Annotated in this window: 18 protein-coding genes and 1 pseudogene; 9 read left to right on the top strand and 10 right to left on the bottom strand. The window is 40.8% G+C overall.

The window, feature by feature from the left end; genetic code table 11:
* Positions 1 to 34 precede the first annotated feature (34 nt).
* The gene (locus tag NKI27_RS18090; protein ID WP_265047410.1) at positions 35 to 823 is read left to right on the top strand and encodes a helix-turn-helix domain-containing protein; all 789 of its coding nucleotides are present in this window, start codon (positions 35 to 37) and stop codon (positions 821 to 823) included.
* Positions 824 to 894: 71 nt separating this feature from the next.
* Here the strand turns inward: NKI27_RS18090 and NKI27_RS18085 are convergent, their stop codons facing one another.
* From NKI27_RS18085 to NKI27_RS18075, 3 genes are all read right to left on the bottom strand, one after another.
* Complete coding sequence (locus NKI27_RS18085; RefSeq protein WP_265047409.1) at positions 895 to 1035, bottom strand: hypothetical protein; 141 nt, start codon at positions 1033 to 1035, stop codon at positions 895 to 897.
* 821 nt (positions 1036 to 1856) lie between these two features.
* A complete protein-coding gene (locus tag NKI27_RS18080; RefSeq protein ID WP_265047408.1) occupies positions 1857 to 2297 on the bottom strand; it encodes a hypothetical protein in 441 nt (146 codons plus the stop codon).
* Positions 2298 to 2397: 100 nt separating this feature from the next.
* Entirely contained in the window at positions 2398 to 2580 is a 183-nt protein-coding gene (locus NKI27_RS18075; RefSeq protein WP_265047407.1) for a hypothetical protein, read from the bottom strand.
* Positions 2581 to 3155: 575 nt separating this feature from the next.
* Between NKI27_RS18075 and NKI27_RS18070 the strand changes: the two genes are divergently transcribed.
* Positions 3156 to 4607 (top strand): insulinase family protein, encoded by a 1452-nt coding sequence (locus tag NKI27_RS18070; RefSeq protein ID WP_265047406.1) that lies wholly within the window; start codon positions 3156 to 3158, stop codon positions 4605 to 4607.
* A 389-nt stretch (positions 4608 to 4996) separates the two neighbouring features.
* Here NKI27_RS18070 and NKI27_RS18065 read toward each other — a convergent pair whose 3' ends face one another.
* Together NKI27_RS18065 and NKI27_RS18060 are read right to left on the bottom strand one after the other, a co-directional pair.
* Entirely contained in the window at positions 4997 to 5275 is a 279-nt protein-coding gene (locus NKI27_RS18065) for a hypothetical protein (protein ID WP_265047405.1), read from the bottom strand.
* 78 nt (positions 5276 to 5353) lie between these two features.
* Positions 5354 to 5596 carry a hypothetical protein gene (locus NKI27_RS18060; RefSeq protein WP_265047404.1) on the bottom strand — a complete coding sequence of 81 codons (243 nt, stop codon included), beginning with the start codon at positions 5594 to 5596 and terminating at the stop codon, positions 5354 to 5356.
* 209 nt (positions 5597 to 5805) lie between these two features.
* On the opposite strand from NKI27_RS18060, the gene NKI27_RS18055 reads away from it, so the two are divergent.
* Genes NKI27_RS18055 through NKI27_RS18045 form a run of 3 tightly spaced genes read left to right on the top strand, consistent with a single transcriptional unit; the run spans position 5806 to position 10578 of the window.
* Complete coding sequence (locus tag NKI27_RS18055; RefSeq protein WP_265047403.1) at positions 5806 to 7053, top strand: HlyD family efflux transporter periplasmic adaptor subunit; 1248 nt, start codon at positions 5806 to 5808, stop codon at positions 7051 to 7053.
* Positions 7053 to 9230 (top strand): peptidase domain-containing ABC transporter, encoded by a 2178-nt coding sequence (locus NKI27_RS18050; RefSeq protein ID WP_265047402.1) that lies wholly within the window; start codon positions 7053 to 7055, stop codon positions 9228 to 9230. Before NKI27_RS18055 ends, NKI27_RS18050 begins: the two co-directional genes overlap by 1 nt.
* Positions 9231 to 9237: 7 nt before the next feature.
* Positions 9238 to 10578 carry a TolC family outer membrane protein gene (locus tag NKI27_RS18045; RefSeq protein WP_265047401.1) on the top strand — a complete coding sequence of 447 codons (1341 nt, stop codon included), beginning with the start codon at positions 9238 to 9240 and terminating at the stop codon, positions 10576 to 10578.
* 235 nt (positions 10579 to 10813) lie between these two features.
* On the opposite strand, the gene NKI27_RS18040 is transcribed toward NKI27_RS18045, so the two are convergent.
* The 3 genes from NKI27_RS18040 to NKI27_RS18030 are packed head-to-tail and all read right to left on the bottom strand — an operon-like array spanning position 10814 to position 11925.
* On the bottom strand, positions 10814 to 11413 hold the full coding sequence (locus NKI27_RS18040; RefSeq protein WP_265047400.1) for a C39 family peptidase: 600 nt from the start codon (positions 11411 to 11413) through the stop codon (positions 10814 to 10816).
* Positions 11414 to 11438: 25 nt separating this feature from the next.
* A complete protein-coding gene (locus NKI27_RS18035; RefSeq protein WP_265047399.1) occupies positions 11439 to 11729 on the bottom strand; it encodes a hypothetical protein in 291 nt (96 codons plus the stop codon).
* 4 nt (positions 11730 to 11733) lie between these two features.
* Complete coding sequence (locus NKI27_RS18030) at positions 11734 to 11925, bottom strand: DUF4177 domain-containing protein (RefSeq protein WP_265047398.1); 192 nt, start codon at positions 11923 to 11925, stop codon at positions 11734 to 11736.
* Between the two features lie 169 nt (positions 11926 to 12094).
* Here NKI27_RS18030 and NKI27_RS18025 point away from each other — a divergent pair, with 169 nt between their 5' ends.
* Positions 12095 to 12451: a hypothetical protein gene (locus tag NKI27_RS18025; protein ID WP_265047397.1), complete on the top strand. Its 357-nt coding sequence runs from the start codon at positions 12095 to 12097 to the stop codon at positions 12449 to 12451.
* Between the two features lie 18 nt (positions 12452 to 12469).
* On the opposite strand, the gene rph is transcribed toward NKI27_RS18025, so the two are convergent.
* Positions 12470 to 13186: a ribonuclease PH gene (gene rph, locus NKI27_RS18020; RefSeq protein WP_265047396.1), complete on the bottom strand. Its 717-nt coding sequence runs from the start codon at positions 13184 to 13186 to the stop codon at positions 12470 to 12472.
* Between the two features lie 254 nt (positions 13187 to 13440).
* Between rph and NKI27_RS18015 the strand changes: the two genes are divergently transcribed.
* On the top strand, positions 13441 to 14307 hold the full coding sequence (locus NKI27_RS18015) for a YicC/YloC family endoribonuclease (RefSeq protein WP_265047395.1): 867 nt from the start codon (positions 13441 to 13443) through the stop codon (positions 14305 to 14307).
* Positions 14308 to 14378: 71 nt separating this feature from the next.
* Here NKI27_RS18015 and NKI27_RS18010 read toward each other — a convergent pair whose 3' ends face one another.
* Complete coding sequence (locus NKI27_RS18010; RefSeq protein ID WP_265047394.1) at positions 14379 to 15752, bottom strand: NAD(P)/FAD-dependent oxidoreductase; 1374 nt, start codon at positions 15750 to 15752, stop codon at positions 14379 to 14381.
* A gap of 177 nt (positions 15753 to 15929) precedes the next feature.
* Between NKI27_RS18010 and gmk the strand changes: the two genes are divergently transcribed.
* Both gmk and rpoZ read left to right on the top strand, forming a co-directional pair.
* Entirely contained in the window at positions 15930 to 16562 is a 633-nt protein-coding gene (gmk, locus tag NKI27_RS18005) for a guanylate kinase (protein WP_265047393.1), read from the top strand.
* A gap of 67 nt (positions 16563 to 16629) precedes the next feature.
* A pseudogene (gene rpoZ, locus NKI27_RS18000) lies at positions 16630 to 16824 on the top strand (DNA-directed RNA polymerase subunit omega); the annotation flags it as partial.
* Between the last annotated feature and the right edge of the window lie 181 nt (positions 16825 to 17005).

The raw sequence follows: 17005 nt of genomic DNA, 5'->3' as shown, positions 1-17005 counted from the left end.
CTGTATAAATAAGGGACTTGCTCAGGGGAATAGAGTGTTTGATGATAAGGATATAGGGTTTATTTCTACATTTATTACAGATAGCCTTGAGGGCGAGGGCGAGGGCGAGGGCGAGGGCGAGGGCGAGGGCGAGGGCGAGGGCGTAGCCAGTTTACTTAATTCGCTTAACAAACGAATACCAATTAGTGATGCAAGTTACTGGATACTCAAAAAAAATAATATCATATCAGACTATTATTGCTTGAAGTACCGCTATCAAACATCCGCAACGGGCGTGTTTTTTCTTGAGCACGCAACAGAAGAATATTGGAATGTTGAAAAACCTGATACTCATTGCTTAACTTGCTTGAACAACCTGCAGAAGGTTATAAATAGAGAGGTTCCATGCTATGAAATACATGAGCATATAGGTATTTTACAAGCTATTAAGGTTGATCTGCCAGACTCTTTAACAGAGTCAAGAGTGGTCTATAGTTTTCAGTTCTCAATCACCGAACAAAAATTAAAACCTTCTGATAAGCAGGTTTTAAAATGCTTGTTACCGGTGTTTTTTCATGCCGTTCGACAGCTTGGTCGGAGCACAGGTAATCAGTGTCTATTATCTAAGCGAGAAATTGCCGTATTAGAGTGGATTAAACAAGGTAAAAGTACCTGGGATATTAGTCAGGTGCTAAGCATCACAGAGCGAACCGTTAACTTTCATGTTAAGAATATTTTCAAGAAGCTAGGGGTGGTGAGTAGAGCTCAGGCGGTGGCGGTAGCGATTGATTTAGGGGTTATTAAATCGTTTGTGCTGAGGGATAAGGTGGAGTTTGTTGAGTAGTAGCGAGACTGCATGTTTAGGATGGAGTGAAAAGAGGGTTGCATATAGAAAGCATGCAACCCATAGCTGCTTTACCAATTAAGTGGTGATACATAACTATTAAAACCATAATCGTAACTAGGTCCCCAGATATTGCTTAGTTGGGTATTGCTTAAGGGTAAGAGAACACCGCCTGATACTTGCTCTATATCAGTCTTGTTTAACGTTTTCATTTTTATTCCTTAAAGATTTGTTTGTTGTTTTGCCGATAGGATTAATTCCCTTCAGCAGAACAGTTATCTAAAAAATAATGTGAGGATGTAATGGTTCTTAATGATAGTTAACTCTTTGTTTCAAAAGTATATTGTTATAGGTTTTTAAATTTTTTGATAATCATCGAGTTAATTTCCTGTAAAAATTGGCGATTCTTGACTACTGCATATTCTGCATTATCATGCGGCAAATGCAGTTATGGGCTATGTGCCATACAGAATTTTAATTAAGTAGGGTTATTTGGCTATTAATGCAGCGTATATTGGATAGGTAATGGAATAAAATTATGAGAGTACTCTTGGTTGTTTTAGCATTTCTACTTACTTCATGCATGTCACTGAAAGCCATAAATGAAGATCAGTATACTAACTTTGAATATGATAAATTCAATTTACCCTACTCTGAAATAGAAAAAGGAAATACTGAATCTCACACTCTGTGTAAAATTGATTCAAGTTGTGCTTCTGCATCTGTATCAATTATTTTGAATAATAAATATGGCGTTAAGTTGTCTGAAGTTGAGGTTTGAGCGCTTACAACTCAGGAACAAAAGGCTCTAGTTCTTTTGCGCTTTTTATCAGTATCATTGCGGGTGTTTTGAATATTATTTTTATAAATTTATCAATTCCTTTGCAACAGTTAATGGGGTCCTTGTTATAAAAATACGCTATCGGTAGCGACTATTTTTGAAACGTTTAAAGGGTGTTTTATATATCAGGTGACGAAATATGTTTCACTAATATTTAAGGTTATATAAAGGCAAACGATGCTTTAAACAAACTTACGATAATGCTTGTTTTTCCTTCCGCAACCTATTAATAATCTTGAGGGTCGAAAAAGTAAAATAAAATATTAGAAAGCCTAATAGAGTAGAAATAACATCGTATATATCAAAATAAGTATCGATTATAAAAAGCTGAGCAAATTCATAGATGAGGAAGCCTGCGGTCATCGCGAGTGCGTTTTTCAGCGCGTCTTTAAAACCCCGCAAAGCTAAGAACGCTAACGGGACAAAGTAAGCCGCAATGAAGCTAGGAAAAGCGCCAAATATAATCTGTGTAATGCTTCCGCAGTCACATTCAGATCGGAAGTTATTTACAGAACCATCTAATACAATAGCCGTACACAGAATGAGAGCGAAAGCGATTTTTTTGTGTACGGCATTAACTTTAAATATCTCCCTCAAAAAATAAAAGAAATCACGCAATGATAATTTATTCAAATCTATCTTCTTTAGTTTGATATCTTATAATAGATAAACGATTGACCTAGATATTGACTACGCCAATCGTTTATAGCTGGGAAGTTATATACTTTCGGCTTTATCTGAGCAAGTAATTGACAGATGACTGCATTGAAATCCAACTCTTGTTGATATAATTATTTATACCATTCAATCCACCAACTGCATCGTACATATATGGTGAAACGAATGTCCCTACTAAGAATGGGGCAACCCAGCCGCCACTTACATCTTCAATCTCATTCAAGCTTAGTTCTTTCATTTTCATTATCCTTAATTAATTTTTTGAGTAAATTCCATTCTTGAGCGCGCATTCTCAGATGGCCAAAATATCCTACTTGAATTTTTCAAGCTTAATAACTGTCAAAAGTAACAGGTTTTGTGATGGTTTATTTGTAGATAATGACAACTACACCAATAAAGGGGCAGCTACGCTTTAAGCGTCACAATAATACTTTACCAAGTCCAAGATGAGCTAGAGTAAGATGTGTATGGAGACGAATAGTCGTTATATGAAAATGAATAGCTAGGAGCCCAGTTGAACTGTCCATAGCTAACCCAAATATTGCTCAGTTGAGTATCATTTAAAGCGTATAATGCGCCGCCAGAAATTTCATTTACTTGTACATTTGTTAATTCTTGCATGTTAAATATCCTTAATTATCAATAAGATTTTCGATAATAGTTACTTTTTAAATATGTGCTTTTATCTATGCACAAAATAAAGGTTATAGAAATATATTTATTCTTGTAACTGTCAATAATGACAGCTAGGTATATGCGCCTGGTTTTTGTACACTCATGTAAGAATGCTAAATTTCCTAACCGGAGCTGACAATGAGCGATAATACTAAATGGATGTTTGTTTTTAATAAATGCTGGAAGGGAGTGCTTAGCTTTGTATTAATAATGGGAGTGGTGCCTCTTGCATGGTGTAATAATGCGGACTTCAGTAAGCCATCGTTACATGAAGCAAATAAAAACCGTGCCCCTGCCGTGATAGAGCAGGTAAAGGGATTTACTTTGTGGTACAAGCAAGATGATGTCTATTTGGTTCCAAAAACCAATGTCTATTTTATGCTGGAACCTGCTACGGTAAAAATGAATGCTGAAATGTCAGCTATGAATATCCTTTATTCAATAGTGATTAATGAGGCATTATTGCCACTTTCAAGCCAATTTCGTGATGCTGGCGTGTTATATAATGTTCACCCAATTCACCGGGGGCTTAGTGTTTCTCTGTCTGGTATGACTAAACCTCAGCCTGAACTCTTAGAAAAAATGTTAACTACAATAGTGAGTAATCAATTTACTGAGCAGCAATTCGTGCTTGCTAAAGGGCAAATGGAAAGGTCTTATCAGGCATTCCAGGCTAGCCAGCCGATAAATAAGGTTATGGGGGAAATAATAGCTACCTTGGACCCTTCAACATGGAGTATGCATTCATTACACGATGCATTGGCACAAATTAGCCTTAAGGACCTTCGTGACTATCAATATCGTTTTTTGTCTCAGTTACAGGTGACTGGTTTGGCTCACGGTGATTTGGATAAGAAAATGGCCATTCGGATGGCTGGGCAGATAAAAAGCATGTTAAGCATAGCCAAAAATGGCGCAGTAATACCCCCATATAAGGTAATTAAGTTACCACAATCGGTTAACTGGCTCAGACTATTAAATGAAGATCAACCTGATACCGCTGTAGTGATTTACAGTCAGGTTACACACAATACTCTTAAAGAAATTGTGCCGCTTCGTTTATTGGGTTACATGTTGCAGTCAGAGTTGTTTAATATATTACGTACAGAAAAGTCAATGGGTTATATCGTCGGCGCGTCACCTCTACAAGCTTATAATATTGACGGCCTTGCTATTTATGCGCAATCACCTAACCAGACTGCGCTAGAAATACAAAAAGAGTTAGAATCAGTTTTAAAAGGTATGGACGCACGTATTGCTAATTTAAGTGAAGACGATTTTAGTCAGTTTAAATATGCTTTACGTTCATTTCTAACTAAGGAGGTTAATCTTAAGGCTAGGTCTGATTTCTATTGGATGCAAATAGCATTAAATTTTCCTCCTTATTTGCAGAAAGAGCGGGTAATTGAATTTATTAATCAATTAAGTAAGGCTGATTTCTTAGCATTCTTGCATGGGTTTTTATTTGCTGAGTCGAGCAGTAGGCTAGTTGTATATTCTCAGCATAAAAATATGGGAAGGGTAACAGATGATAAAACTCAGGTGATAAATAACTTGGTTGAATTTAAAGGCGGTGCTGATTATTTTTAGGCGTAAGCTGTTTCATTCTATTGACCTCGATATTTAAATCGAAATATTTTGATTTAAATATATCGCATCAAAATAATGGTTATTGGCTATTAATTATTGAGCCAGATTTGACCATCGTTAAAAGTGTCGCCTATAAAAGTCCCTCCAAAATAAGCAAGAGTTGAGAGTTATCAAGTTCTTGCAGCGAGTCTGTAACGGGTTGTAGTTGTTTTGAGTTCATATCAAATGGATGTTTCATTATTTATGTCCTTTGCAGGTGATTTATGAGAGAGTCACAACACCGCTTAACCGCGCGGCTGTAAATATCCTGCAAGACTACTTGGACGTTAGTAACTGTCAGAAATAACAGGTAATGAATGTGTTTTTAGTGGGTTGATAAAACGAGGTGTTTAAACAGTCATGATAGAAATAACTCCCGGAATGACCATTAGAGCTAAGCCTGCATAGAAATACGGGTTTCTTTGTAATTTAGGAACAAAAGGATCTAACTCTTTGGCACTTTTTATCAGTACCATTTCGGGTGTTTTGAATGTTATATAAGATATAAATACCCCCCCCAAAAGGAAGCAGGCAAAAATAGGCTTATCTTCTGAAAAGTTATAGATAGATAAGAAAAATGATATTACACCACCTGTAGCGACTATTTTTGAAACGGTTGAAGGGGTCATCGGTATACCTTGAATGGAGTGAATACTAGTATGGATTGAAGGCGGGAGTGAAAACTATTCCCGCCTTAATTTAGCTAACTAGTTATAGTACCAGTTAGAGAATGCATTATAGCCTACAGTGCCTATACCGTACCCTAAGCCTGCTGAAAAACCTAACGCTCCTCCTATTAAACCTCCTCTTGTTGCGCCAATTGTTGACCCAGTAAAGGCTGCTCCTCCAACGGTCCCGAGCATTCCACCCCATGTAAAGCCTGTAGCTGCATTGTCATACCATGCTCCACCACTTACATCTTCAATCTCATTCAAGCGTAGTTCTTTCATTGTCATTATCCTTAATTAATTTTTTGAGTAAATTCCATTCTTGAGCGCGCTTTCTCAGATGGCCAAAATATCCTACTTGAATTTTTCAAGCTTAATAACTGTCAGAAGTAACAGGCTTTGTACCTGTCACTTCTGACAGTTACCTTCCCCTCTTTTCTCAATCATAATCACCCCCAAAGAATGTTGTCCACAGAATCAATAGGGAAGTTATGTCTGATTCGTTGTTCAGGGAAGAAGTGATTGAAAACCAACGGGAACGTTTATGGGGTGATTTAATTATTTCCCAGCCGCTCTCTTATTATGTGCTGAGTGCCGTTGCGATTTTGTTTGCAATTTTATTGATAAGCCTTCTATTTATGGGAAGTTATGCCCGTAAAGAGTCTGTAAAAGGGTATTTGGCCCCTGATCTTGGTTTGGTAAAAGTCTACGCTCCGAGAGAAGGGGTTTATGCTCAGGTTCATGTTAAACAAGGTGAGAAGGTAGAAGAAGGGCAAATACTGTTTACCGTGGTTGATGAAACGGTATTAAGCAGTGGCGATGATATTGATTCTGTTATTCTGCAACAATTGAATAAGGAAGAAGTGGTAATTGATGCACGTATTGAGCGGGAAGCGCTACGGTTAAGCTCTGAAACAAAGCGATTAAAGGCGCGTATTCAAGGAGCTCACGGAGAAATTAAGCAACTTATCGAACAACAAAGTATTCAAAAAGAGCGACTTCTGTTATCAGAAAAACAGTATAAAGCGATGAAGTTACTGGCAGATGATGCCCTTGTTGCTGAAACCCGCTACCAAGAACAATATGAGCAGCATTTAACAGACCGCCAGCAGGCCGCCGATATATCCCGTCAGTTACTCAGTCGTCAGAATGATTTAATGGCAACTGAATTTGAACTGGAACAACTGCCCGATAGCAGTGCAGAGCGTATTGCTGAACTAGAAACTCGAAAAATTGATTTGGTTCGACGGCGTGTTGAAATTGACGGGCGGCGGAGCTTTATTGTTCGTGCGCCGGTTAGTGGTCGGGTTTCCAGTTTGCAAATAACCGCAGGGCAGGCAGTGGTTCCTAATAAGCCAATATTGGATCTTTTGCCTGAAGGGGCATTGTTGCAGGCGGAGTTGTTTGTACCTAGCCGTGCTATCGGCTTCATTTCTACTGAGCAATCAGTGAAGTTGCAGTATCAGGCCTTTCCTTATCAACGCTTTGGTATTTATGATGGTACGGTGATGAAAGTTACTGAGTCTATTCTTTCTCCTTCCGATGCACCCTCACCTTTAAGGTTACAAGAACCTGTTTATAAAATTTCTGTGATGTTGGATGAACAGACGGTTTCTGCCTATGGAAAGGCCTTACCACTACAGGCGGGTATGTTGCTGGATGCGGATATTATTGTTGATAGCCGAACGCTGGTTGAATGGATTCTTGACCCGCTGTATAGCCTGCAAGGGGTGTTGTAATGAGCGCTTCTTTAAGTTTATTGAAATTTTCTGGTCGAAAAACGCTACCGATAACTTTGCAAACAGAAATGGCTGAGTGTGGTCTGGCATGTTTGTCTATGGTGGCGGCTTATCATGGTTATGAAGCAGACTTAACCAGCCTTCGTCATAAATACCCTATTTCTTTAAAAGGCGTTACCCTCAAGAGTTTGATGGATATCTCTGACAAAATGGGTATGGCTGCTCGTGCGCTTCGCCTGGACATTGGTGATATGGATAAATTACAGCGCCCTGCGGTATTGCACTGGGATATGAACCACTTTGTGGTATTGAAGTCTGTTGGTAATCAAAAAATAACCATCCATGACCCTGCTCAGGGTGAAAGGGTTTTGAGTTTTGATGAAGTGTCAAAACACTTTACGGGTGTGGCATTGGAGTTAACACCCACGCGATCTTTTGAGCCTAAAGTAGAGCAGCAGCGCTTGCATTTGAGTGACTTCTGGCGAAACGCTTCGGGCCTTAAGCGTGGATTAATTCAACTCTTGTTGCTTTCGGTTGTACTTCAAGCGTTTGCGCTTATTTCCCCGTTTTATATGCAGCTAGTGGTTGATGAGGTGATTGTTAGCCATGATGCAGACTTACTCAAGGTGCTGGCATGGGGGTTCTTATTACTGGCGCTGATTAAACTGAGTACTGATGCACTGCGTTCTTATGTGATTTTGCACATCAGTAATATGCTGAGTTTTCAAATGGGGGTTAACCTGTTTCGTCACTTGGTTCGTTTGCCCATGGACTTTTTTGAGAAACGTCATATCGGTGATGTGGTGTCTCGCTTTGGTTCGTTGAACCAAGTACAGGAGCTGTTAACCACAGGGGTGGTGACGGCGATTGTTGATGGGGCGATGGCAATTACTACCTTGGTAATGATGATTATTTATGCCCCTGTTTTGGCTGTTGTTGTAACGGTGGTGGTGGCTATTTATGGGATCATTCGTTATGCACTCTATAGACCTTTACGCCAGCTAACGGAAGAGGGCATTGTTGCGAAAGCGAAAGAAGACTCGAACTTTATGGAAAGTATTCGGGGTATCCAGAGTATCAAGATTTTCGGGCGCGAGGCAGACCGTCAAACACTTTGGCAAAACCGTTATGCCGAGGTCGTTAATACCGGTATTCGCTTGGGTAAAGTGAACATTGCGTATAGCACCATCAATAACCTGTTATTTGGCTTGGAAAATGTATTGGTAATTTATCTGGGTGCGCAGTTAGTGCTGGATAATGCGTTTTCTGTGGGTATGTTATATGCCTTTATTTCTTACAAGGGGCAATTCACTGATAAAACGGTAGCGCTAATTGAAAAACTAATTGAATTCAAAATGCTGGGGTTACACCTTAACCGTATTGCAGATATTGCGTTAACTGAAAAAGAAAAAGCCTTAGAGCTTGAGAGTGTTAGGAGCGAACCTATCGAAGGTAACTTAGCGCTAAAGGGCATTAGCTATCGTTACTCTGAGTCTGAGCCTTGTATTTTTGAAAATGTCAGCATGAGTGTGGCACAGGGTGAGTCCGTTGCGATTATCGGGCCTTCTGGCTGTGGGAAAACGACCTTGATGAAGGTGATGATGGGCTTGTTTGAAGCCTCTGCCGGTACTTTGTTGGTTGATGGCAAAGAACTTGATAGCTCAGGTGTGCGAAATTTTCGCTCTCAGGTTGCCGCGGTTATGCAGGATGATCAGCTTCTGTCGGGCACGGTGGCAGATAATATCTGCTTTTTTGATTCTACCCCTGATCTTGAACGAATTGAATATTGTGGTCAGTTAGCGTCTATTCATCATGATATTGAAGCGATGCCCATGCGTTATAACAGCCTGGTGGGCGATATGGGGACGACCTTATCTGGCGGACAAAAGCAGCGTTTATTACTGGCGCGAGCACTCTATCGTAAACCCAAAATTTTGTTTCTGGATGAAGCGACCAGTCACTTGGATACACAGCTTGAATATTTTGTTAATGAAGCCGTTAAAAAATTGGATATTACACGGATTATTATTGCTCACCGACCAGAAACCATTCAATCAGCCGATAGGGTATTAGTTTTTGAGCAAGGACAGTTAATGGATGTTACTCAGCAGATTGCCTCGGCTAATCGTTCTGTGGATGTGCCTGCAACACAAGGACCGGAAACCAAGGAAGGGTAGTTGTATAATGATAAGGATTTTATTAGTGCTGCTACTCTGTGCGGCCTCACTAAACATTAGTGCCCATACGTTACTTGAAATTTATGATATGGCACGCCAGCATGACCCCGAATTTAAGTCTCAGACGCTTGCTATTCTGGCAGCGAAAGATGTGTTGCCTCAGTCGAGAGCTGCGTTACTACCCACACTATCTGTTAGTGGTAATACGCGTAAAGTTTATACTTCAAACGAAGATGTTTTTTTAGGCAATGTATTGAGTTCGGGGGGGCTTCCCGTGCCAGTAACGGGAGGTGTCTCTAATGACTATAATGCCTATAGTTATTCTGCAGAGCTTGATCAGCCGATATTTGACCCTCAAAAATGGTACCGCTATAAACAAGGACAGGCGCTTTTTAATCGACAAGAGTGGGAACAGGTGATCGTTGAGCAGGATTTAATGGTTCGAGTAACAAAAAGCTATTTTAATGTTTTGCGTGAGATGAATGAGTTAACCAGTTTGAAAGCAGAGAAACGGGCTGTTAAAAAACAATCTGAACAACTACAGCGTCATTTTGAAGCGGGCTTGGTTAATATGACGGATGTTTATGAGGTTAAAGCGGCTCTCGATCGTATTAGAGTGAGAATTATTCAGGCTAATAACCGCTTGCAAGCTCAGCTTGAAGTGCTAATTGGCTTAACAGGACGAGCTGATATAGAGGTTCAAAGGGTGTATGACCAACTTAGCGTTGAAGAAATAAAACCTTCCAATGAGCAGTCATGGAAAACGTTAGCGTTACAAAATAATGCAGAATTAAAAGTGGCTGACATTGATATTGCTGCAGCAAAAGAAAATAAAAATGCAGCAAGGTCTGAGTATCTGCCAACGGTCAGTGTTTCTGCGTCTTATTTTGCTGATGATACCGCTGCCGGCGGGCGTGGTAAGGCATTGTCTGAAACTTCGGCTATTTCTTTAAATCTTAATATGAAATTATTTCAGGGTGGGGCCGTTAGCTCCCGAAGTCGCGAGGCGTCATTACGAGTGGATGAAGCAAGAACAAAATATCTGGATAAGATTCGGGAAGTTGAGCAAAACACGACAACATTGTTCCGAACTATTTATGCCGATGTGGAGACCGTGAGTATGTTAAAGTTGACCGTGAACTCTCAGGAAGAAGCCTTAAAGGCTGTAAAAGCTGGGTATCGAATGGGCATTAGAAATGCGGTGGATGTATTGCAGGCTCAAAAAGCGATGTTTCTGGCAAAGCGTACTTTAATTGATGCAACGTATAGTTATGTTAGTAATGTGATTGCCTTAAAGCGTCTGGCAGGTGTTGTAGATAGAGATAGTCTTGTCTTGGTTGATGGTTGATGGTTGATGGTTCCAAAAAAAGTAAAAGCACTGATGTTAGATTTATGGGATTCTTTATCTGAAGTGGCTTTTGTGAAATCACTGCTCCAGTCAAAAAACTTGATGCTTCTAATGATTGTGGGAGTCTCGCTATTTGCTGGGTTGTTCCTGTTTTTGTATAGAATGGCGCAATGAACAGCAAGTTGTGATACAGCTTGCTGTTATATTAATATTTTTTGCTTAGTGCAGAACTTTATTATTCTGACTCTTTATCAATTGTAAATATTACCTCCTCATCAAGAATGTCAAAAAAATCATTGTGCTTTATTTTATAGCGACCATAGGCAGGGTCATCAATTAATGCGTAAACGGTGTTTCCCCCGCTTAAAACGGCAAAACGCCTAATGCCTGTATAGTTGAGGGGGATAATAATCGGAAACTTGGTAATCTGATCAGAGCCTTTAAATATCTGAATGAAGTCTTTTCTATCTAGCATAAAGCCGTTTCCCTGATAACCTAGGTTGTCTACATATAACTTCATATCAAGTAGAGAAAAACCATACCTCTCTGCGATTATATCTTTTTCACCGTTATTAAAGAGTCCAGACATGACTTCTAATTCTGATATTTTTATTCCAAATTTTCGTTTTAATACAGTTGATATGCTTGAAGATGCGCAACTAAAATCTGCTTGGCAATAGGTTAGGTCGGGTATTTTTCCTACTTTGAATTCTGGAAGGTTAGATTGCGTGATCGTTTGAGAATCAAAGTCTGGGTATTGATTGATGTCTATCACATGCTGTGTCGTGCAAGATGAAATAACCAAGGTTGAAATTAATAAAAATAAACGCATCATACTTCCTCGACTTTCCTATAAATGGTCAAACTGAAAAAACAATAATTAAGGCAATGGCTAACCAAAAAGCTATCTGAATCCCTATAAGCTGTCGGTTAAAGTTGGCTACATTATCTTTCGTGATGAGCAGGTTGTTGGCTAGGTAATAATAAACTCTGGCAAAAACAACATCGCTGCCTATCGACAAAATAAAAAACAGACTCCAGTGATAAGTCGATGCACCAATAGCTAAAATAGTAGAGGCTATCACTGTGGGTATGGCGACGCGATGTACTGATTTTCTGGAAACATTAAGGCTTTTATTAGTGCTTACCACTTATTTATTTCACTCGCTTAAAAATGGCAAGGGCACCAATATCCTGTCCAAATGTCGCTTGTTTAGTTTCAAAACTAACCAGCTCCCAGCCTTGTTCCCCGTAGGTGTTTAATTTTTCGTTCAATAAGGCGACATCAAAGGCACCGGTAACAAACTTTCTTTTATCAAAGCGAACGGTTTTATATTCCCAATTCATGTATATCTCTACTATGGGCTATTTTTATATGAGTAATTGTGGGGCAAGGAATGAGCTTACAGGAATAAATAAGTGTTTATAACTGTCAGAATTGACAGGTGCTCGTATCTATATTTTTATTTATACTGCTTGTTACGCTGTAAAAAATAATGGCTATGGGTTTACAGTTATGGATATTAAAGTGGCTGTAGGTTTTTTTCTTGTATCTGCCTTTATGCTTGTCACAGTTTCGTTTGTTTTAATAAAGCTACTTCGAAAATTCATGAAGCCCAAAAACATAAATGGAAACTTTACTAACGCATTGACTGCAAGCGAGATATTATCTGCATCCTTGCTAGTCTTTATGCAAATGTTAATGTTCACTTCTGTGCATACCCTCCCTGGTAGCTGGGTCGCTCAAATATCGGAGGGTTTTGGTGGAAAGGTTGCTGTTGGCGTCTTAATGATGATTCTGTTTCCGCCAATGGTACATGTGCTAGATCGATATGTGTGGTTCAGTAAAAAAGGGAAGACGCCTCCCCTTTAATTACTTCTGCCGTCAACGTTACGAGTTCAAAGCCGCTTGTTGAAGTTCAAACAGCTCATCAATGCCTTTTCTAGCCAGCTTCAGCATGGCGTCAAACTCATCCTGATTAAATGACTCGCCTTCTGCAGTGCCTTGAATCTCAATAAACCCGCCTTTATCCGTCATCACAACATTCATGTCAGTCTCAGCCGCGGAGTCTTCTGGGTAATCAAGATCCAATACAGGGCTTCCTTCATAAATACCCACAGAAATAGCGCCAATCATCTGCTTCAAGGGTGATTGTTTTAGCTTACCTTTTTCTACTAGGTTGTTAAGGGCATCGGCTAATGCAACACAAGCACCAGTGATAGATGCGGTTCGAGTGCCGCCGTCAGCCTGAATAACATCGCAATCGATTGAAATTTGTCTTTCACCTAAAGCTTCTAGGTCAACGGCGGCTCTTAAAGAGCGACCAATAAGACGCTGTATCTCAACGGTTCTGCCTGTTTGTTTACCGCGGGCGGCTTCTCTAGACATGCGAGAGCCGGTTGAACGTGGCAGCATACCGTATTCAGCTGTTACCCAGCCTTTTCCTTGCCCTCTAAGAAAGCGAGGTACCGACTCATCGATACTGGCGGTACAAATCACTTTAGTATCACCAAATTCAATTAATACTGAGCCTTCAGCGTGTTTGGTGTAATGACGGGTGATTTTGATGTCTCTGGCTTGTTCTGGCGCGCGTCCGCTAGGTCTCATTCGTGGTTTCCTAAAATAGAAGATGGATATCGATAGCCATTGATTTAGCAGGCTTCGATAGGGGTAATATTAAATCTGACGCACATTTTAACATTTAACGCCGTTAAATGATGAAAAAATTAAACCAGATGTAGTAATGCTCGCTATGGCACAAAAACAATAGAGGTGGGTTTCTGTTGGTGAACTGGGTAGAATCAGTTTTAAATGGTCGATAACGACGAGTAACTGAATGTAAGTGGTTTTAGGAGCAATTAATGATTCAAAGTATGACAGCATTTGCCCGTGAGGCGTCGCAGGGTGATTGGGGTACATTAACCTGGGAGATCAGGTCGGTTAATCATCGCTATCTTGAACCGCACTTTAAACTACCCGAAAACTTAAGAGAGATAGAGCCAAACCTAAGGGAAGGTCTGCGCAAGCATCTTAATCGAGGTAAGGTTGAATGCGCATTGCGTTGGCAGCCAGCCGAAAAAACGGGTCAAGGCCTCGATTTGAACTTAGAGTTAGTCAAAGATATTAATCAAGCGGCTAATCAAATAAACCGAATACTGGATAACCCTGCACACCTTAACGCGCTTGATCTGCTGCAATGGCCGGGTGTTATGCAAACTGCACAAGTTGATGCAGCTCCACTGAAGCAGGCCGCGTTAGCGTCTTTTGATATCGCGTTAAAAAACCTAGTGGATACCCGCACCCGAGAAGGTGAGCAGCTAAAGCCCTTGTTCGATCAGCGGCTAGATGCCACCAGTGCGATTGTCACAGATGTTAGAGATAGACTTCCTGCAATTCTTGCAGCTCAGCGTGAGAATATTCAAGCCCGTTTCGAAGACGCCAAGTTAGAACTTGATGCAGCTAGAGTAGAGCAAGAAATGGTGATGCTAGCGCAAAAAACAGACGTTGCAGAAGAGCTAGATCGTCTTGATGCTCATGTAAAAGAAGTACGCTCGGTGCTCAATAAAAAAGGGGCGATAGGGCGTCGTCTTGATTTCTTGATGCAAGAACTGAATCGCGAAGCAAATACGCTGTCTTCTAAGTCTATCGTGACTGACACCACTAAAGCAGCGGTTGAGCTTAAAGTGTTGATTGAGCAGATGAGAGAGCAGGTACAGAATATCGAATAAGCCTTTATCCGAACCAAAACGACTAAAAAGCCCTGTTAGCTGACTGTAAGTGTAGGGCTTTTTCTCGTGCGCTACGTTTCTCCTTTCCCTCTCTCCTCATACCAATCAACTCCTTTAAACGCCCCTACAACGGCTTTCACCCCCAAATACGGCAATAAGTTTCCAGGCGGAACAGGCACCGCATTGCGATTAACAATCCAAAATTTACTGAGATCACTGCCAATACCTGAAACCAAGTCGGCAATCAAACGGCCATTCAGTTGCGTTAAAGATACGCCATGGCCAATGCAGCCCGTTGAGTAAATGATGTCGTTATCTCCGATAAATCCAATTTCTGGTGTCATATCAAAATTCACAGAAATCGCGCCGCCCCATTGATAATCGATCTTTTTGCGTTTCAGGGTAGGGAACAGCCAACGGAAATGAGCCTCAAGGGCTTGCCAGATATTAGGGTCATGCCATCTATTCATGTCTTTGTCGTATTCATAACCTATATCGCCTCCGCCTATGGTGATTCTGCCGCACGTTGTAACTCGCAAATAGTGGACGAACTGTCGATTATCTTCGATAGACATTCTGTCTTGCCAACCGAGGGTTTTCCATTCTTCGTCGGTCAGGGGTTCTGAGACTATTTGGTAGGTCCATGCGGGTCGTTGGCGGTTTTGTATTTTTTTTGGGCCTGTCAAGGTATGAGACCAAGCATTGGTGGCGAGTATTAATTTTTTTGTTTTTATTAAGGCTTGGTTGGTTTTAATGAATGTGCCGTTAATACTTTTGCGGATATCAATAACAAGTGTGTTTTCAAAAACATCAGCGCCTGCGTCTTCCGCGAGTTGTTTGAGTGCTCGAACATGTTTGCAAGGGTCAAGTATGCCGGTTTCAGGTTCATAGATGGCGGACTTTACCTGAGGTGCATTGAGTTTTTCGCTTACTTTGCTTTGATCGTAGAACTCATAGCTATTGGGTTTGGCGATATCTGATAGTAATGCGTAGGTTTTTTTCAATCGTTTAGCTTGGTTGTCAGTATAGGCAACCCGCCACATTCCAGTGTGTTCGTAGTCAGAGTTTAGGTTCTCGCTTTCAATCAGATTGTGAACATACGCGACAGCCTGCTGCATATAGCGTTGAGCTTCTTTTGCCTTCTTTTTGCCCCAACGCATCACCGTTGTCTCTGGCTCCATACCAAATAAGGTCATATTAAACCCACCATTACGGCCTGATGCGCCAAAACCGACTTCGTTGGCATCGAGCACCATCACTCTTTTACCAGGTGAGTCTCTCATGACCTCTCGTGCCGCCGTTAGCCCAGTAAAACCTGCGCCAACGATAACGACATCCGCCTGATAATGGCCTTTTGGTAACGGGTTATTAGCGGTGTAGGGGCCGTATTTGTATTGCCAAAATGAATGGTTTTTGGCCATTGCCTCTGCTATTGAGTCGGTCATACTGGGTTTTCTCATATCAATATAGTGGTGACGCGTACTATACCTTTATTTTAACGCCCCATGACTGCAAATATTGAGGCTATGCCGCATTCTTACTACAATAGCGTAATGGGTCGTACTGTTAATTGAACGCGGCATAAAGACTACAGCTAATGAAAAGAATTAATGGGATTAAGTATGACTGAGATTAATACCCAAGGGCGCGGGACATTATATATAGTATCTGCACCATCAGGGGCAGGTAAAACCAGTTTGGTGAAGGCGTTAACGGATGCTGATTCAAAGGTTTTGGTGTCGGTATCCCACACGACGCGCGACATGCGTCCAGGTGAAGAAGACGGGGTTAATTATAACTTCGTGACCAAGGATCTATTTTTGGAAATGGTCAAAAATAGTGATTTTCTGGAGCATGCCGAGGTCTTTGGTAATTATTACGGCACCTCGCAGTCATGGGTTGAGCGTACGCTTCAAGCAGGTCGAGATGTTATTTTAGAAATTGATTGGCAGGGCGCTCAGCAAGTGAGACGTTTAATGCCCGAAGCGTTAAGTATTTTTATCGTACCGCCTAGTAAACAAGCATTGCAGGAGCGACTTGACGGAAGAGGGCAAGACTCAGCTGAAATTATTGGCGGTAGAATGAAAGAAGCGGCTAGTGAGACAAGTCATTATGCCGAGTTCGATTACTTAATCGTTAACGATCAGTTTGATGTGGCATTAGATGACTTGAAAAGCATACTTCGCGCTAGAAGGGTGCGTATTGAGGCGAAAAAAGAAGAAATTACCTCAATTTTGCAGGATCTATTGTCATAACTGGGAATAGTTAGGTAAACTGCCCCGTTAAGTTTTAGTAATTACGTATTTTAACTGGGGTCCCCTGATGGCAAGAGTAACTGTAGAAGATTGTCTAGAGAATGTAGAGAATCGCTTTGAATTGATTATGGTTTCTACAAAAAGAGCTCGTCAGCTCGCAACGGGTGGTAAAGACCCTATGGTCGAGTGGGAAAACGATAAGCCAACAGTCGTTGCTTTAAGAGAAATTGCTGCAGGTTTTATTGATAAGTCGATTCTTGAAGATAACCCTGTCGACTAATTTCAATTGAAAATTAGGTAGTGCGGCGATAGCCTTCACTACCTTATCCGCCTAAAAAACCTGAATGTTTCCCATTCGGGTTTTTTTGTCTGGATGTATTGATCTCAAGTCGATATAGTTCTTAAATAGAGATTATTTTATAGGTAAACCCTCAATTAAATAC

Origin of the sequence: Alkalimarinus alittae (genome assembly GCF_026016465.1) — a bacterium.
Classification (GTDB): Bacteria; Pseudomonadota; Gammaproteobacteria; order Pseudomonadales; family Oleiphilaceae; genus Alkalimarinus; species Alkalimarinus alittae.
The sequence above is the reverse complement of the archived record's forward strand: the minus strand, read 5'-3'. Positions and strand labels throughout refer to the sequence as shown.

Excerpts from the sequence above, each read along its gene's own strand:
- NKI27_RS18085 (WP_265047409.1), bottom strand. The coding sequence starts at position 1,035 with ATGAAAACGTTAAACAAGACTGATATAGAGCAAGTATCAGGCGGTGTT.
- NKI27_RS18075 (WP_265047407.1), bottom strand. The coding sequence starts at position 2,580 with ATGAAAGAACTAAGCTTGAATGAGATTGAAGATGTAAGTGGCGGCTGG.
- NKI27_RS18070 (WP_265047406.1), top strand. The coding sequence starts at position 3,156 with ATGAGCGATAATACTAAATGGATGTTTGTTTTTAATAAATGCTGGAAG.
- NKI27_RS18065 (WP_265047405.1), bottom strand. The coding sequence starts at position 5,275 with ATGACCCCTTCAACCGTTTCAAAAATAGTCGCTACAGGTGGTGTAATA.
- NKI27_RS18060 (WP_265047404.1), bottom strand. The coding sequence starts at position 5,596 with ATGAAAGAACTACGCTTGAATGAGATTGAAGATGTAAGTGGTGGAGCA.
- NKI27_RS18055 (WP_265047403.1), top strand. The coding sequence starts at position 5,806 with ATGTCTGATTCGTTGTTCAGGGAAGAAGTGATTGAAAACCAACGGGAA.
- NKI27_RS18050 (WP_265047402.1), top strand. The coding sequence starts at position 7,053 with ATGAGCGCTTCTTTAAGTTTATTGAAATTTTCTGGTCGAAAAACGCTA.
- NKI27_RS18045 (WP_265047401.1), top strand. The coding sequence starts at position 9,238 with ATGATAAGGATTTTATTAGTGCTGCTACTCTGTGCGGCCTCACTAAAC.
- NKI27_RS18040 (WP_265047400.1), bottom strand. The coding sequence starts at position 11,413 with ATGATGCGTTTATTTTTATTAATTTCAACCTTGGTTATTTCATCTTGC.
- NKI27_RS18030 (WP_265047398.1), bottom strand. The coding sequence starts at position 11,925 with ATGAATTGGGAATATAAAACCGTTCGCTTTGATAAAAGAAAGTTTGTT.
- NKI27_RS18025 (WP_265047397.1), top strand. The coding sequence starts at position 12,095 with ATGGATATTAAAGTGGCTGTAGGTTTTTTTCTTGTATCTGCCTTTATG.
- rph (WP_265047396.1), bottom strand. The coding sequence starts at position 13,186 with ATGAGACCTAGCGGACGCGCGCCAGAACAAGCCAGAGACATCAAAATC.
- NKI27_RS18015 (WP_265047395.1), top strand. The coding sequence starts at position 13,441 with ATGATTCAAAGTATGACAGCATTTGCCCGTGAGGCGTCGCAGGGTGAT.
- NKI27_RS18010 (WP_265047394.1), bottom strand. The coding sequence starts at position 15,752 with ATGACCGACTCAATAGCAGAGGCAATGGCCAAAAACCATTCATTTTGG.
- gmk (WP_265047393.1), top strand. The coding sequence starts at position 15,930 with ATGACTGAGATTAATACCCAAGGGCGCGGGACATTATATATAGTATCT.